Origin of the sequence: Rhodoblastus sp. (assembly GCF_041915505.1) — a bacterium.
GTDB lineage: Bacteria > Pseudomonadota > Alphaproteobacteria > Rhizobiales > Beijerinckiaceae > Rhodoblastus.
Window position 1 is genome coordinate 1 of the sequence record NZ_JAYSBG010000049.1, and the last position, 15195, is coordinate 15195.

Consider the following 15195-nt stretch of genomic DNA (forward strand, 5'->3'; position numbering starts at 1 on the left):
TTTCCGCGCCTTTCATCCGTCGCCCGGTCGCGACCACTCTGCTCACGGCGGCGATCGCCTTGTCCGGCGCGCTGGCCTTTTTCATGCTGCCGGTGGCGCCGCTGCCGCAGGTCCAGATCCCGACCATTACGGTGAGCGCGTCTCTGCCCGGCGCGAGCCCGGAAACCGTCGCCAATAGCGTGGCCCAGCCGCTCGAACGCCATCTGGGGCAGATCGCCGACGTCACCGAAATGACCTCGACGTCCAGCCTCGGCCAGACCCGCGTGGTGCTCCAGTTCGGCCTCAGCCGCGATATCGACGGCGCCGCGCGCGACGTGCAGGCGGCCATCAACGCCGCTCACGCCGACCTGCCGACCGCTCTGCGCCAGAACCCGACCTATCGCAAGGTCAACCCGTCCGACGCGCCGGTCCTCATTCTCAGCCTGACCTCGAAGACGCTGACGCGCGGCCAGCTCTATGACGCCGCCAGCAATGTGCTGCAGCAGCGCATCTCCCAGCTTCCGGGGATCGGGCAGGTCATCGTCGGCGGCTCGACCCTGCCGGCCGTGCGTGTCGAGCTGAACCCGCAGGCTTTGTTCAAATATGGCATTGGCCTCGAAGACGTGCGCGCGGCGCTGGCCTCGGCCAACGCCAATGCGCCCAAGGGCGCGATCGAGCAGGACGAGCGCCATTACCAGATCTACACCAACGATCAGGCCTCCCATGCCGAGGATTACAGGCCGCTGGTGATCGCCTATCGCAACGGCTCGGCGGTGCGGCTGTCCGATGTCGCCACCGTGGTCGATTCGGTCGAGGACCTGCGCAACGCCGGCTTCGCCAATGGCGTTCCCTCCGTGCTGGCGATCCTGACCGCCGAGCCCGGCGCCAATATTATCGAGACCGTCGACGCGGTGAAGGCCGAACTGCCCTATCTGCAGGCGGCGCTGCAGGGCGACATCACGCTCAGGACGGTGATCGACCGCTCGACGACCATCCGCGCGTCGCTGCGCGACACCGAAATCACCTTGCTGATCGCGGTCGGCCTGGTGACCCTGGTGGTCTATCTGTTCCTCGGCAACGCCCGCGCCACGCTCGCGCCGAGCATCGCCGTTCTGGTCTCGATCGTCGGCACGTTCGGGGCGATGTATCTGATCGGCTACAGCCTCAACATCCTGTCGCTGATGGCCCTGACCATCGCCACCGGCTTTGTCGTGGACGACGCCATCGTCGTGGTCGAAAATATCGAGCGCCATATCGAAGCCGGCATGGAGACGGTCGAGGCAGCGATTCTCGGCGCCAAGGAGGTCGGCTTCACCGTCCTGTCCATCACCCTGTCGCTGCTCGCGGTGTTCACGCCGATCCTGTTCATGGGCGGAATCGTCGGCCGGTTCTTCCGCGAATTCGCGATGACGCTGTCCATCGCGATTCTGATTTCTCTGGTGATCTCGCTCACCACCACGCCCATGCTTTGCGCCTTGTTCATGCGCCGGAGTCAGCCGGACGCGAACGGCGCCAAGAAGCGGCATTTCTTCGAAGGCGTCTTCGAGCGCATCCAGGCGGCCTATGGCCGCTCCCTGTCCTGGGCTTTGCGTCACTCGCTGTTCGTCGTCATCGCCCTGTTCGCGACCATCGGCCTCAATTTCTACCTCTACGGCCATATCAGCAAAGGCCTGTTTCCGCAGCAGGACACGGGCCGCCTGATGGGCATGCTGGAGGCCGACCAGAGCATTTCCTTCGAAAGCGTCAGGGACAAGCTCGCGGAAATGATCGCCATCGTGAAAGCCGATCCCGCCGTGGAGAACGTGGTCGGCTTCACCGGCGCGGGCGCGGGACCGGGCGGCGCCACCAATCAGGCGCGCGTCTTCGCGGCGCTGAAGCCCTTGTCCGAGCGCAAGATCAGCATTGACGAAGTGATTGCCCGGCTGCGCGGCAAGCTGTCCCATGTGCCGGGCGGACGACTGTTCTTCCAGGCGTTCCAGGACGTCAATCCGAGCGGCCGGCAGAGTTCGTCGCAATATCAATATACGCTCTACGCCGAGGACACGGCCGCGCTTTACGAATGGGCGCAGAAGCTGACGGACGCGCTGATCCAGCGCGGCAAGCTCAAGGACGTGACCTCGGACCAGAAGATCCGTTCGCTCGAAACCGACCTCGTCATCGACCGCGACGCCGCCTCGCGCTACGGCCTGACGGCCGCCATGATCGACAACACGCTGTACGACGCCTTCGGCCAGCGCCAGGTCTCGACCATTTTCGCGGCGATCAACCAATATCACGTCATCATGGAGATCGACCCGCGCTACACCCAGCGCCCGTCGATGCTCGACGAGATCTATATCTCCACCGCCGGCGGCGCGGCCAATGCGGTGGCCACCACCAGCCTGCCCGGCGGCGCCGTCACCAAGAAGGCCGAGTCCGGCGCCAGCGCGACGACGGCGCAGGCGGGCTCGGCCAGCCTCGATTCCGCCCGCAACGCCGCAATCAATGCGCTGGCCGCCTCGGGCAAGAGTTCGGCCTCCGCCGGCGCCGCCGTGAGCACGACCAAGGAGACCATGATCCCGCTGTCGGCGATCGCCCATTACCGGCGCGGCAATGCGCCGCTCTCGATCAACCACGAAGGCCCCTTCGTCACCACGACCATTTCCTTCAACCTCGATCCCAAGGATTCGCTCAGCGACGCCTTGGCCGAGATCCATGCGACCGAGGCCGAAATCCACATGCCGATCACCGTGCATGGCGCAGCCTCTGGCTCGGCGCTGGTGTTCGTGGGCTCGTTTTCGACACTGCCTCTGCTGTTCGCCGCCGCCATTCTCGCGATCTATATCGTGCTGGGCATTCTCTACGAGAGCACCATCCACCCCATCACGATCCTGTCGACCCTGCCTTCCGCCGGCGTCGGCGCCCTGCTCAGCCTGTGGCTGTTCCATATCCAGTTCGACATCATCGCCGCCATCGGCGTGATCCTGCTGATCGGCCTGGTGAAGAAGAACGCGATCATGATGGTCGATTTCGCCATCACCGAAAAAAGAACCCGCAACGCCAGCTCGTTCGACGCGATCTACCAGGCCTGCCTGCTGCGCCTGCGGCCGATCCTGATGACCACGTCCGCCGCTTTGCTCGGCGCGCTGCCGCTGGCGATCTCCTTCGGCGAGGGCGGCGAAATGCGCCGCCCGCTCGGCGTCTCGATCATCGGCGGCCTGATCGTCAGTCAGATTCTGACGCTCTACACCACGCCCGTGGTCTATCTTTACCTTGACCGTTTCAGCCTTTGGTTGGATGCGAAGCGCCAGGCCTTTCAGCGCCGCCCGTCGCCGCCCGAGGCCGCGCCCGCGCAAAACGGCTGACGCCTCGGCCCTTGTCGCCGTAAAAGGCCGCCCTATATCAATAAATTGACGTCCCGCGCGGCGCGCCGGAGAGACAACGCCTTTCTCCGGGGAGGCGCAAAACTGACGTCCATTTTGATAGATATGGTCTATCAATTCTTCAAAAAAAATAATTTGCGGAACCCCTGCGCCTGCCGCACAAATTATCCCTTACCTGCACGCAAAAGAAGCAGGGCCTGGAGGAAGCGCATGACTGTTCCGGTCGCCTGGGACGAATCTATCGCCCGTGATCTGATCGCCGAGCGATCGGCGCTCGAAGGGGCGATGCTGCCCATCCTGCACGCGTTGCAGGAAAAATTCGGCTATGTCGATTCGCGCGCCGTCACGATGGTCGCGAGCGAGCTGAATCTCTCGCGCGCAGAGGTGTTTGGCGCGATTTCCTTCTATCACGATTTCAAGCGCCAGCCGCCGCTCGGCCACAGCATCAAGCTCTGTCGCGCCGAAGCCTGCCAGGCGCGCGGCGCCGAAGAACTGGTCGCCCATCTGGAACAATCCCTGGGCGCCAAAATCGACGGCGGCTATCACAATGGCGTGAGCGTCGAGACGGCTTATTGCCTCGGCAATTGCGCGCTCGGCCCCAACGCGCTGCATGACGGCGAAATCTTCGGCCGGCTCGATCCGCAGAGCCTCGACGCGCTTTACGCCGCCGTCGCGCGCAAGGCGGGAGTCCGTCAATGAGCATCCGAATCTATGTGCCGCGCGACGCAGCCGCCCTTTCGGTCGGCGCGGAGGCGGTCGCTGAGGCTTTCCGCCGCGAGGCGCAAGCGCGCGGCGAGGCGGTCGAGATCATCCGCAACGGCTCGCGCGGCATGTTCTGGCTTGAGCCTCTGGTCGAGGTTGAAACGCCGGAAGGCCGCATCGGCTATGGTCCGGTCGCGGCGCGCGACGTCCCTGCCCTGTTCGAGGCCGGCGCATTGCGCGGCGGCGCGCACGCCCTGCGCGTCGGCCGGATCGAGGATCTCGACTGGATGAAGCGCCAGCAGCGCCTGACCTTCGAGCGCATCGGCGTGATCGATCCGCTCTCGCTGTCGGATTATTGCGCGCATGGCGGCCTCAAGGGCCTGAAAAAGGCGCTGGCGCTTTCGCGCGAGGACGTGGTCGACCAGGTGCTGAAATCCGGCCTGCGCGGCCGTGGCGGCGCCGGTTTCCCGGCCGGCATCAAGTGGAAGACCGTCCACGACGCCGAAGCCGACCGCAAATATGTCGTCTGCAACGCCGACGAAGGCGACAGCGGCACCTTCGCCGACCGCATGATTTTCGAAGGCGATCCCTTCATGCTGATCGAAGGCATGGCCATCGCCGCCTATGCCGTCGGCGCGACCAAGGGCTTCATCTATCTGCGCTCCGAATATCCGCACGCGGCCATTGCGATGGAAAACGCGATCCAGCAGGCGGAACAGGCCGGCTGGATCGGCCAGGACGCCTTCGGCCGCAACCGGCCGTTCCATCTCGAATTGCGCATCGGCGCCGGCGCCTATATCTGCGGCGAGGAGACCTCGCTGCTGGAAAGCCTTGAAGGCAAGCGCGCGCTCGTCCGCGCCAAGCCGCCCCTTCCCGCGCTCTCCGGCCTGTTCGGCAAGCCGACCCTCATCAACAATGTCCTGACGCTCGCCGCCGTTCCCTACATTCTCTCGGAAGGCGCCAAGGCCTATGCGGATTTCGGCATGGGCCGTTCGCGGGGCACGCTCCCGGTCCAGCTCGGCGGCAATGTCTTGCGCGGCGGGCTGATTGAATTGGCCTTCGGCATTTCGCTGCGCGAGATCATCGAGGGCTTTGGCGGCGGCACGGCCAGCGGCCGCCCGATCCGCGCGGTTCAGGTCGGCGGCCCGCTCGGCGCCTATCTCACCGACCGCGATCTCGACATGCCGATGGATTACGAGACGCTCGCCGCCAATCGCGCCATGCTCGGCCACGGCGGCATCGTCGTGTTCGACGACACCGTCAATATGGCGAAAATGGCGCGTTTCGCCTTCCATTTCTGCGCCAAGGAAAGCTGCGGCAAATGCACCCCCTGCCGCATCGGGGCGGTGCGCGGCGAGGAGACGATCGAGAAGATCATCGCCGGCCGCAATGTCGAGGCCAATCTCGCCATTGTGCGCGACCTTTGCGACGTGATGACCGCCGGCTCGCTCTGCGCCCACGGCGGCCTCACCCCCATGCCCGTAATGTCCGCGATCGACCGCTTCCCCGAGGATTTCGTCCCGGCCGAGCGCAAGACCGCCGCCGAATAGGAGCGCCCTATGAGCCTCATTCAGGAAATCGACTTCGGCACGCCAATCCGCGTCGCCGAACAGCAGGTCACCCTTATCATCGACGGCGAGTCGGTCACCGTGCCCGCCGGAACCTCGGTGATGGCCGCCGCCATGTCGCGCGGCGTGAAGGTCCCGAAACTCTGCGCCAGTGACAATCTGGAGCCGTTCGGCTCCTGCCGCCTGTGCCTGGTCGAGATCGAAGGCCGGCGCGGAACGCCCGCCTCCTGCACCACGCCGGCGGAACAGGGCATGGTGGTGCGCACCCAGAGCGAGCGGCTCGCCAAGCTGCGTCGCGGCGTGATGGAGCTCTATATCTCCGATCACCCGCTCGACTGCCTGACCTGCTCGGCCAATGGCAATTGTGAATTGCAGGATGCGGCGGGCGAGGTCGGCCTGCGCGAAGTCCGCTACGGCTATCAGGGCGAAAACCATCTCGAAGATCAGAAAGATCTCTCAAATCCCTATTTCGCCTATGATCCGTCGAAATGCATCGTCTGCAGCCGCTGCGTGCGCGCCTGCGAAGAGGTGCAAGGCACTTTCGCGCTCACCATCGAGGGGCGCGGCTTCGACTCGCGCGTAAAACCCGGCCCAACCGATTTCATCAATTCCGAATGCGTCTCCTGCGGCGCCTGCGTGCAAGCCTGCCCGACCGCGACGCTGATCGAAAAGAGCGTGGTCGAACGCGGCCAGCCGGAACATTCGCTGGTCACCACCTGCGCCTATTGCGGCGTCGGCTGCTCATTCAAGGCGGAAATGCGCGGCGAAGAGCTGATCCGCATGGTCCCCTACAAGGCCGGTCAGGCCAATGAGGGCCATTCCTGCGTCAAGGGCCGCTTCGCCTATGGCTATGCGACCCACAAGGACCGCATGCTCAAGCCGATGATCCGCGAGAAGATCACGGATCCGTGGCGCGAGGTGAGCTGGGATGAGGCCATCGCCTACAGCGCCAGCGAATTGAAGCGCATCCAGGCCAAATATGGCCGCGAATCCATCGGCGCGATCACGTCCTCGCGTTGCACCAATGAAGAAGTCTTCGTGTTGCAGAAGCTGGTCCGCGCCGCCTTCCGCAACAACAATGTCGACACCTGCGCCCGCGTCTGCCATTCGCCGACCGGCTATGGCCTCAAGACCACGCTCGGCACTTCCGCCGGCACGCAGGATTTCAAATCGGTCGATCAGGCCGATGTGATGCTGGTCATCGGCGCCAATCCGACCGACGGCCATCCGGTGTTCGGTTCGCGCATGAAGAAGCGCCTGCGCGCCGGCGCCCGGCTGATCGTGGCCGATCCGCGAGCCATCGATCTCGTGCGCACGCCCCATGTGAAGGCCAATTATCATCTCCAGCTCAAGCCGGGGACCAATGTCGCCTTGCTCAATTCGATCGCGCATGTGGTCGTCACCGAAGGGCTGGTGAACGAGGCTTACGTTCGCGAGCGCTGCGATCTGGAAGCCTTCGAAAGCTGGGCGCGCTTCGTCGCTTTGGCCGCGAATTCGCCGGAGGAAATGGAGCAATATACCGGCGTTCCCGCGCAGGACGTGCGCGCCGCAGCGCGGCTCTACGCCAGCGTGAAAAACGCCGCGATCTTCTATGGTCTCGGCGTCACGGAGCATAGCCAGGGCTCGACCACCGTGATGGCGCTCGCCAATCTGGCCATGGCCACCGGCAATATCGGCCATGTCGGCGCCGGCGTGAACCCGCTGCGCGGACAGAACAACGTGCAGGGCTCCTGCGACATGGGCTCGTTCCCGCATGAATTGTCGGGCTATCGCCATGTCTCGGACGACGCCACCCGCGAAATGTTCCAGTCGCTGTGGGGCGTGGAGATCGACGACGAGCCGGGCCTGCGCATTCCCAACATGATCGACGAGGCCATGGCCGGGAATTACATGGGCCTGTTCGTGCAGGGCGAGGACATCGCCCAATCCGATCCCAACACCCAGCACATCACCTCCGGCCTGGAGGCGATGGAATGCGTGATCGTGCAGGACCTGTTCCTGAACGAGACCGCCAAATTCGCCCATATTTTCCTGCCCGGCTGCTCCTTCCTCGAAAAGGACGGCACCTTCACCAATGCCGAGCGCCGCATCAATCGCGTCCGCAAGGTGATGGCGCCCATGTGCGGCAAGGACGAATGGCGCGTCTTCATCGAACTCGCCAAGGCCATGGGCTATGAGATGGATTATTCCCATCCGTCCGAGATCATGGACGAGATCGCCCGCCTGACTCCGACTTTCGCCGGCGTCAGCTATTCCAAGCTCGACGAGCTGGGCTCGGTACAATGGCCGTGTAACGACAAGGCGCCCTATGGCACGCCGCTGATGCATGTCGACCGCTTCGTCGGCGGCAAGGGCCATTTCATGCTGACCGAATATGTGCCGACCCAGGAGCGCAGCGGACCGCGTTATCCGCTGATCCTGACCACCGGCCGCATCCTGTCGCAATATAATGTCGGCGCGCAGACCCGTCGCACCGAGAACGGCTTCTGGCACAAGGAAGACGTGCTCGAAATCCATCCGTTCGACGCCGAGCAGCGCGGCATTGTCGATGGCGATCTGGTGTCGCTGCACAGCCGCGTCGGCGATACGGCGTTGCGAGCGAAGGTCTCCGACAGGATGCAGCCGGGCGTGGTCTATACGACATTCCATCATCCTGGCTCCGGGGCCAATGTCGTGACCACCGACAATTCCGATTGGGCCACCAATTGCCCGGAATATAAGGTCACGGCCGTCGAGGTCCGCCGCTCCAACGCGCTTTCGCCCTGGCAGGAGCGCAACGCCGAGGAGGACGTGTCGCTGCGGAGAATCCTGGAGGCCACGCCGGATGCCGCCGAATGACCGCCCGCCGGCGTCGATCCTGGCGCAGGCGCTCCGGCTTGATTCCGCTAGCGGGCTCGCGATCCCCTCGCAAAGGGCGATCGCGACCGAAATTCCGGTGAGCGTCATCTATGGCGACGCGCCCTATGCCGTGATGATGGCGAGCCCCGGCGATTCCGAGGATTTCGCCTATGGCTTCAGCCTGACCGAAGGCCTCATCCGCGCCGCGAGCGAGATCCGCTCGGTCAAGGTCGGGCCTCAGGCCAAGGGCCTCGCGCTGGAGATCGAACTGGCGCCGGGGCGGTTCCGCGAACATCTCGCCCGCCGCCGCTCCATCGCCGGCCGCACCTCCTGTGGCCTGTGCGGCGTCGAGACCGTCGATCAACTGCCGCAGGCCGAAAAGCTCAACCGCGCGCCACCCATCGCGGCGCGGGCGATTTTTTCGGCTCTCGCCAATCTCGACCGCAACCAGAAGCTCAACGCCTTGACCCATGCGGTCCATGCCGCCGCCTTCTGCTCGCGCGAGGGCGCCATTCGCGCCGTGCGCGAGGATGTCGGCCGCCACAATGCGCTCGACAAGCTGATCGGCGCCCTGATCCGCGAGGGCGTCTCGCCGCGCGAGGGCTTCATTCTCGTCACCAGCCGCGCCTCGTTCGAAATGGTCGAGAAGACGGCGATCTTCGGCGCGACCACGCTGGTCGCCATTTCGGCGCCGACCTCGCTGGCGATCGAGCGGGCCGAGGCGCTCGGCCTGACGCTCGCAGCGATCGCCCGGTCCGACAGTTTGATGGTTTTTTCTGGCGCCCTCGACGCGAATGACGGCGCCGGTCCGGAGGTTGCCGCGTCATGAACCAGGAATCGCATCATTTCGCCCAGAACGACATCAACGCCAGACTGATTCGCATGGGCAGCGAGATCGCGGCTTATTTCCACGCCTATCCGGAGGACAAGGCGGTCGAGGCCATCGCCAGCCATATCAATCATTTCTGGACGCCAAAAATGCGCGAGGATTTCCTCGCCGCCGCCGCGGAGCCGGGGCAGGTCCTGCCGCCTCTGCTCGCCGCGGCGCGCGAGGGCATAAAGCGAAAAAAGATAAAATAACAAAATAAAACAAAATACTGGGAGGACTATATGACAAGCGCCCTGAGGCTCGACGCGCAAGGCGCGCCGGGCTTGCTCGATCGTGAGGCCACCATCGCCAAGCCCGGGTTCAACCGCTGGCTGGTCCCGCCGGCGGCCCTCGCGATCCATCTCTGCATTGGCATGGCCTATGGCTTTTCGGTGTTCTGGCTCCCCTTGAGCCAGGCCATCGGCGTCCGCAAGCCTGTCGCCTGCCCGGCCGACGCCGGTTTCATGACCACTTTGTTCACGACGACCTGCGACTGGAAGGTCGCCGATCTCGGCTGGATGTTCACGCTTTTCTTCGTGCTGCTGGGCTCCTCCGCCGCGATCTGGGGCGGTTGGCTGGAACGCGCCGGCCCCCGCAAGGCGGGTGTCGTCGCGGCCTTCTGCTGGGCTGGCGGCCTGCTGCTCGGCGCGCTCGGCGTCTACCTGCACCAGCTCTGGCTGCTGTGGCTCGGCCCGGGTGTGATCGGCGGCGTGGGCCTCGGACTTGGCTATATCTCTCCCGTCTCGACCCTCATCAAATGGTTTCCCGACCGGCGCGGAATGGCGACCGGCATGGCCATCATGGGCTTCGGCGGCGGCGCGATGATCGGCTCGCCGCTCGCGGCCATGCTGATGAACCATTTCAAGACCCCGACCGAAGTTGGCGTCTGGCAGACCTTCATCGTGCTCGGCTGCGGCTATTTCGTCTATATGATGGCCGGCGCCTTCGGCTATCGCGTGCCCCCGCATGGCTGGCGGCCGGAAGGCTGGGCCCCGCCGGCGACCACCAAGAAAATGGTCGCGACCGGCAACGTCCATCTCAACGACGCGTTGAAAACCCCGCAATTCTGGCTGATCTGGGCGGTGCTGTGCCTGAACGTCTCGGCCGGCATCGGCGTGCTGGGCATGGCCTCGCCGATGTTGCAGGAGATTTTCGGCGGCGCCCTGCTCGGCAAGCCGGAACTCGGCTTCGCCGCGCTCGACGCCGGGCAGAAAGCCTCCATCGCGGTGATTGCGGCGGGCTTCGCCGGCCTGCTCTCGCTGTTCAACATCGCCGGCCGTATTTTCTGGGCCTCGATGTCGGATCATCTGGGCCGCAAGCTGACCTATTTCATCTTCTTCGGCCTCGGCATCGCGCTTTACGCCAGCGTGCCCAGCCTCGCCCATACCGGGAACAAGGCTTTGTTCGTGCTGGCTTTCGGCGTGATCCTGTCGATGTATGGCGGCGGCTTCGCCACCGTGCCGGCCTATCTCGCGGATATTTTCGGCACGCAATTCGTCGGCGCGATCCATGGCCGGTTGCTCACCGCCTGGTCGACGGCGGGCATCGTCGGCCCGGTGGTGGTCAACTACATCCGTGAATTCAACAAGGCCGCCGGCGTGCCCGCCGACCGGCTCTATGACGTCACCATGTATGTGCTGGCGGGCTTTCTGGTGCTGGGCCTGATCTGCAACGCCTTGGTGCGGCCCGTCGATCCGAAATGGCTGATCCCCGAAAAGGAGGCCGAGCAGATCGAACACGCCCACGCCATCCCGTCCGGCCCGGTCGGCGCCTATGGCATTGGCGGCGGCGCCTTCGACTGGAAAACGGCCTTGGCCTGGCTGGCCGTCGGCCTGCCGCTCGCCTGGGGCGTGCAGCAGACCTTCGCCAAGGCGATGGTGATTTTCCATTGAGTCCAGACCGGCCCGGAACGCCGCTCCGGGCCGGTTCACGCCCCTTGCAGTTTAGAATTTATCTAACAAACGCCAAGACGCTTTCGTTAGCCGCGCGGCTGTTGTTTACTGGAACGGTCAAACAAGCGATGGGCGCGACATGATCCTTTGCTCCTGCAATCAGATCACGGACCACGACGTGCGGAAGAGCGCAAAACCTTGCGGCGCTGCCGCCGACAAGGCGCGGGACGTGTTCCGGAGCAAGGGATGCCTGCCCAAATGCGGCCGCTGCGTGCGCAACATCCAGGCATCCTGCGAGCGCGCCGTCGCCGCCAAGATCGAGGCCCGCCTTGAGGCCGCGATGGACGCGCAGGTTTTCGCGATCGCCGCGGAATGACGTGAATCCTCCAAAAAAACATTGCCCGTCAGGTTCTTGGCCATAATTTGCGCTTCTGCGACGGCGCCGCGCTGATATAGTGACAACGGGCGAGGGACCCGAGCGCCAGAAGGCCCGAAACGTCAAAAGGAACGAGAACAATGCGCGGCGACGACAAAGCCATCGAATATCTCAACAAAGCCCTGCGCAGCGAATTGACGGCGATCAACCAATATTGGCTGCATTACCGCATCCTCGACAATTGGGGCTACAAGGATCTCGCCAAGAAATGGCGCAAGGAATCGATCGAGGAAATGGAACATGCCGACAAGGTGACGGCGCGCATTCTGTTCCTTGAGGGATTCCCGAACATGCAGGAGCTCAACGGCCTGCGGATCGGCGAGAATATCAAGGAAATCATCGAGGCCGACCTCGCCTCGGAACTGGAGGCCCGGGCGCTCTATCTCGAAGCCGCCGCTTATTGCCTCTCGATCAACGACCGCGTGACCCAGAACCTGTTCGAAGAACTGGCCCATGACGAGGAAGAACATATCGACTTCCTCGAAACCCAGCTCGAACTGATCAAGCAGATCGGCGTTCAGCTTTACGCCCAGAAGCACATCGGCGAATTGTCGTCCTAGATCGTTTCATTGTTTCCAGGAAACAATGAAACGATCTAGGTTTTTGTTTTGACGCGTATTCGCTTCGCGGACCTGCGGTTCTTTACGCGAACCGGCATCCACTTCGCTCGAAAACGCTATAATGGCGGCGGCCCGGGCGCGCCTCAATCGGCGCGCTCGGCCTTCAAGTCGAAATCCACGCCCACATCGAGGGCGACCCAATCGCCGGTCGCCCATTCGCCCTGCCCCACGCCGAACAGATCGCGTTTCAGATTGACGTGCCCCTTGGCGCGCGCGCGGGCTCCATCGATCTCCAGCGTGAAGGGCAGCCGCAGCTCCTTGGTGACGCCGCGCAGGGTCAGATCGCCAAGCGCCTCATAACCCACGGCGGTTTTGCTCACCTTGCGCGATTCGAATCGCGCCTGCGGAAAGCCGGCGACGTCGAACCATTCTTTGCCCGGCATGGCCGTGTCGCGCTGCCGGTCGCCGGTCGCCGCGCTGGCGACATCCACCGTGACTATGATCCTCGCCTCGTCGAGCCGATCCGGGTCCAGCGACACCCTGGCGTCGAATTTGCTGAATTTGCCGGTGAATTTCTCGCCAGTCTGAACGCCCGCGAAGGTCAGGACGCTGTCGCCCGGCAGGACCTTCCATTCGGCTGCCTGCGCGGCCGACACGGGCAATAACAAGGCCGCGAGAACGTTCAGGACTTTCATTTCGCCTTTTCCTTCCCGCCACCCAATAGCGACATGCGGCTGAGCGGAATGTCGCCCTTGGCGGCATGGCGCAAAGCCGCGCCAATATGCACGACCAGAACGACGATCAGCGCATAGGCGCCATAGTCGTGGACCGCCGAGAGTGCGGCTGCGACCGGCGCCTTGTTGGGCAGATCGGCCAGCCACGAAATATGCGGCCAGGGAACCAGACCGAACAGCACGGTCGGGATGTTCAACGGCGAGGCGGAAACCAGCGCCCAGCCGCTCAGCGGCAAGGCCAGCATGAAGAAATACAGCAGGCCATGGCCGGCGTGAGCGGCCGTCCGCTGAAGCGCCGGCATCGCCTCCGGCAGCGGCGGCGGCGGAGACGCCAACCGCCACGCCAGCCGCACGATCGCCAGCAGCAGAATGAGCACGCCGATGGATTTGTGCCACTGATAGAGCTGAAACACGCGCATCTTGGGCAGATCCGCATGTTTCATCACAAGGCCGACGCCGATCAGGGCGAAAATGCCCAGCGCCATCGCCCAATGCAGGACGATGGCCACGGCGTCATAACGATCGCGCGTCGGCGCCATGTTACGGCTGCAGTTCGAAAGCCGCGTGGATGGTCAGATGGACCTCGTCGCCGATCATGGGCGCATATTTCGACACGCCGAAATCGGTGCGCTTGATCTCGCCGTGGCCGTCGAAGCCGACCGTATAGGCCTTATCGATCGGATTGATCCCGGCGCCGACGAAATGCGCCTTGAGCGTCAGCGGCTTGGTCACGCCATGCAGGGTCAGCTCGCCGGCGATGGTCGCCTCGTTCGGGCCGGTGGGCGTCACCTTGGTCGAGACGAACGTCGCCTTGGGGAATTTGCCCGCGTCGAGCCATTCCGCATCCTTCAGCTCGTCGGTCAGCTTCTGGACTGGCGTCAGCACGGTCGCGGCATCGACGGAAACCTCCAGCTTCGAATTTTCCGGCTTGGCGGGATCGAGCTTCAGCGAACCGGAGGCGCCGGTCAGCACGCCGGAGAAATTGGACAGGCCGAAATGCGACACCGAGAACAGGACCTGGGTGTGATAGGGTTCGACCTTGTAGACGCCCGCCTTGACGTCCTTGCCCTCCTTGACATCGGCCTGGGCGAGCGCGGCGGAGCCGGCTCCCGCGAGCAGGAGGACGCCGACGGCGCCGGCGGCGAGAATGCGGTTCATGCGTTTTTCCTTTCAGGGACAAAATAAAAGGGCGGCGGGAAGCGAACCGCCCAGCCTGAGCGCAAATTGGCGCCGCGCGCCCCCTCCGTCCAGCCGTTAGTTTATGATATGCTCCATCGGATTTTCCGATAGGATGCTCATGCACGACCGACTTTCGCTCGACCAGATCCGCACTTTCATCGCCGCCGCCGAAGAAGGCAGTTTCTCCGCCGCCGCGCGCAAACTCGGCCGCGCCCAATCGGCGGTCAGCGATCTCGTCCGCGGGCTGGAGCGCGAGCTCGGCGTCGCCTTGTTCGACCGCGCCGGCCGCACGCCAACCCTCACCGCCGCCGGCCAATCGCTGCTGAAAGACGCCCGCGCCATCGGCGGCGCGGTGGATTTCATGAATTTCCGGGCGCGCGGCCTCGCCGAGGGGCTGGAGCCGGAGCTTTGCGCGGTGGTCGACGTCTATTTCCCGTTCCAGGCGATCACCGAGGCGGCGAAACATTTTCAGCGCGAATTCCCCGCCACGCCGCTGCGGCTCTATGTCGAAGTGCTGGGCGGCGCGACCGAGCCTGTGCTCGACGGGCGCGCCGGTCTCGCCGTGGTCGGCGGCCCCGGTCCGCTGCCGCGCGGCCTGAGCGGCGAGCCGCTGAATGGCGTCGCGGTGATCATGGTCTGCGCGCCCGACCATCCTTTGGCGGCTTTCGAGGGTGTGATCCCGCAAAGCGAACTGGCCCGGCATGTCCAACTCGTGCTGACGGAGCGGTCGAATCGCTCCGCCGGCCAGGAATATAACGTCATGTCGCCGACGACCTGGCGGCTGGCCGATCTCTACGCCAAACATTCCTTCCTGCTCGGCGGGCTCGGCTGGGGCTCCATGCCTCTGCACGCCGTGGAGCGCGATCTCGCCGAAGGCCGGCTGGTGCGGCTGATGACGCCGGAAAGCCCGCCCGCCGGCCAGATCGTGCCGATGTCGGCGGTCTATCGCGCGTCCGCGCCGCCCGGCCCCGCCGGCCGCTGGCTGATCGAAAGGCTGAAATCCTGCCCGGGCGAGCGAGCGGACCGCGCGGTTTCAGGAAATTGACGCGCATCATGGCGCCGAAAGCGGGAGGTTCC

General features: G+C 64.4%; 13 protein-coding genes. 9 read left to right on the top strand and 4 right to left on the bottom strand.

Annotated elements, in window-relative coordinates; genetic code table 11:
- The 7 genes from ACE3S9_RS05385 to ACE3S9_RS05415 all read left to right on the top strand — a co-directional run.
- Positions 1–3323 (top strand): efflux RND transporter permease subunit (locus ACE3S9_RS05385; RefSeq protein WP_374545413.1); only part of this gene is annotated, 3323 nt, incomplete at its 5' end.
- Positions 3324–3551: 228 nt separating this feature from the next.
- Entirely contained in the window at positions 3552–4040 is a 489-nt protein-coding gene (locus tag ACE3S9_RS05390; RefSeq protein WP_374545414.1) for an NAD(P)H-dependent oxidoreductase subunit E, read from the top strand.
- Positions 4037–5593, top strand: a complete 1557-nt coding sequence (locus ACE3S9_RS05395) for a formate dehydrogenase beta subunit (RefSeq protein ID WP_374545415.1) — start codon at positions 4037–4039, stop codon at positions 5591–5593. The genes ACE3S9_RS05390 and ACE3S9_RS05395 overlap by 4 nt, the downstream gene beginning before the upstream one ends.
- Positions 5594–5602: 9 nt before the next feature.
- Positions 5603–8449, top strand: a complete 2847-nt coding sequence (gene fdhF / locus ACE3S9_RS05400; RefSeq protein WP_374545416.1) for a formate dehydrogenase subunit alpha — start codon at positions 5603–5605, stop codon at positions 8447–8449.
- Positions 8436–9278: a formate dehydrogenase accessory sulfurtransferase FdhD gene (gene fdhD, locus ACE3S9_RS05405; RefSeq protein ID WP_374545417.1), complete on the top strand. Its 843-nt coding sequence runs from the start codon at positions 8436–8438 to the stop codon at positions 9276–9278. Before fdhF ends, fdhD begins: the two co-directional genes overlap by 14 nt.
- Positions 9275–9529 (top strand): formate dehydrogenase subunit delta, encoded by a 255-nt coding sequence (locus ACE3S9_RS05410; RefSeq protein WP_374545418.1) that lies wholly within the window; start codon positions 9275–9277, stop codon positions 9527–9529. Before fdhD ends, ACE3S9_RS05410 begins: the two co-directional genes overlap by 4 nt.
- A 30-nt stretch (positions 9530–9559) precedes the next feature.
- Entirely contained in the window at positions 9560–11209 is a 1650-nt protein-coding gene (locus ACE3S9_RS05415; protein WP_374545419.1) for an OFA family MFS transporter, read from the top strand.
- 159 nt (positions 11210–11368) lie between these two features.
- Here the strand turns inward: ACE3S9_RS05415 and ACE3S9_RS05420 are convergent, their stop codons facing one another.
- The gene (locus tag ACE3S9_RS05420; protein ID WP_374545420.1) at positions 11369–11629 is read right to left on the bottom strand and encodes a hypothetical protein; all 261 of its coding nucleotides are present in this window, start codon (positions 11627–11629) and stop codon (positions 11369–11371) included.
- A gap of 96 nt (positions 11630–11725) precedes the next feature.
- On the opposite strand from ACE3S9_RS05420, the gene bfr reads away from it, so the two are divergent.
- The gene (gene bfr / locus ACE3S9_RS05425) at positions 11726–12205 is read left to right on the top strand and encodes a bacterioferritin (protein ID WP_374545421.1); all 480 of its coding nucleotides are present in this window, start codon (positions 11726–11728) and stop codon (positions 12203–12205) included.
- A gap of 143 nt (positions 12206–12348) precedes the next feature.
- On the opposite strand, the gene ACE3S9_RS05430 is transcribed toward bfr, so the two are convergent.
- The 3 genes from ACE3S9_RS05430 to ACE3S9_RS05440 are packed head-to-tail and all read right to left on the bottom strand — an operon-like array spanning position 12349 to position 14097.
- On the bottom strand, positions 12349–12900 hold the full coding sequence (locus ACE3S9_RS05430) for a YceI family protein (protein WP_374545422.1): 552 nt from the start codon (positions 12898–12900) through the stop codon (positions 12349–12351).
- A complete protein-coding gene (locus ACE3S9_RS05435; RefSeq protein ID WP_374545423.1) occupies positions 12897–13478 on the bottom strand; it encodes a cytochrome b in 582 nt (193 codons plus the stop codon). The genes ACE3S9_RS05430 and ACE3S9_RS05435 overlap by 4 nt, the downstream gene beginning before the upstream one ends.
- A gap of 1 nt (position 13479) precedes the next feature.
- Entirely contained in the window at positions 13480–14097 is a 618-nt protein-coding gene (locus tag ACE3S9_RS05440; RefSeq protein WP_374545424.1) for a YceI family protein, read from the bottom strand.
- 139 nt (positions 14098–14236) lie between these two features.
- Between ACE3S9_RS05440 and ACE3S9_RS05445 the strand changes: the two genes are divergently transcribed.
- Entirely contained in the window at positions 14237–15163 is a 927-nt protein-coding gene (locus ACE3S9_RS05445; protein WP_374545425.1) for a LysR family transcriptional regulator, read from the top strand.
- Positions 15164–15195: the final 32 nt, after the last annotated feature.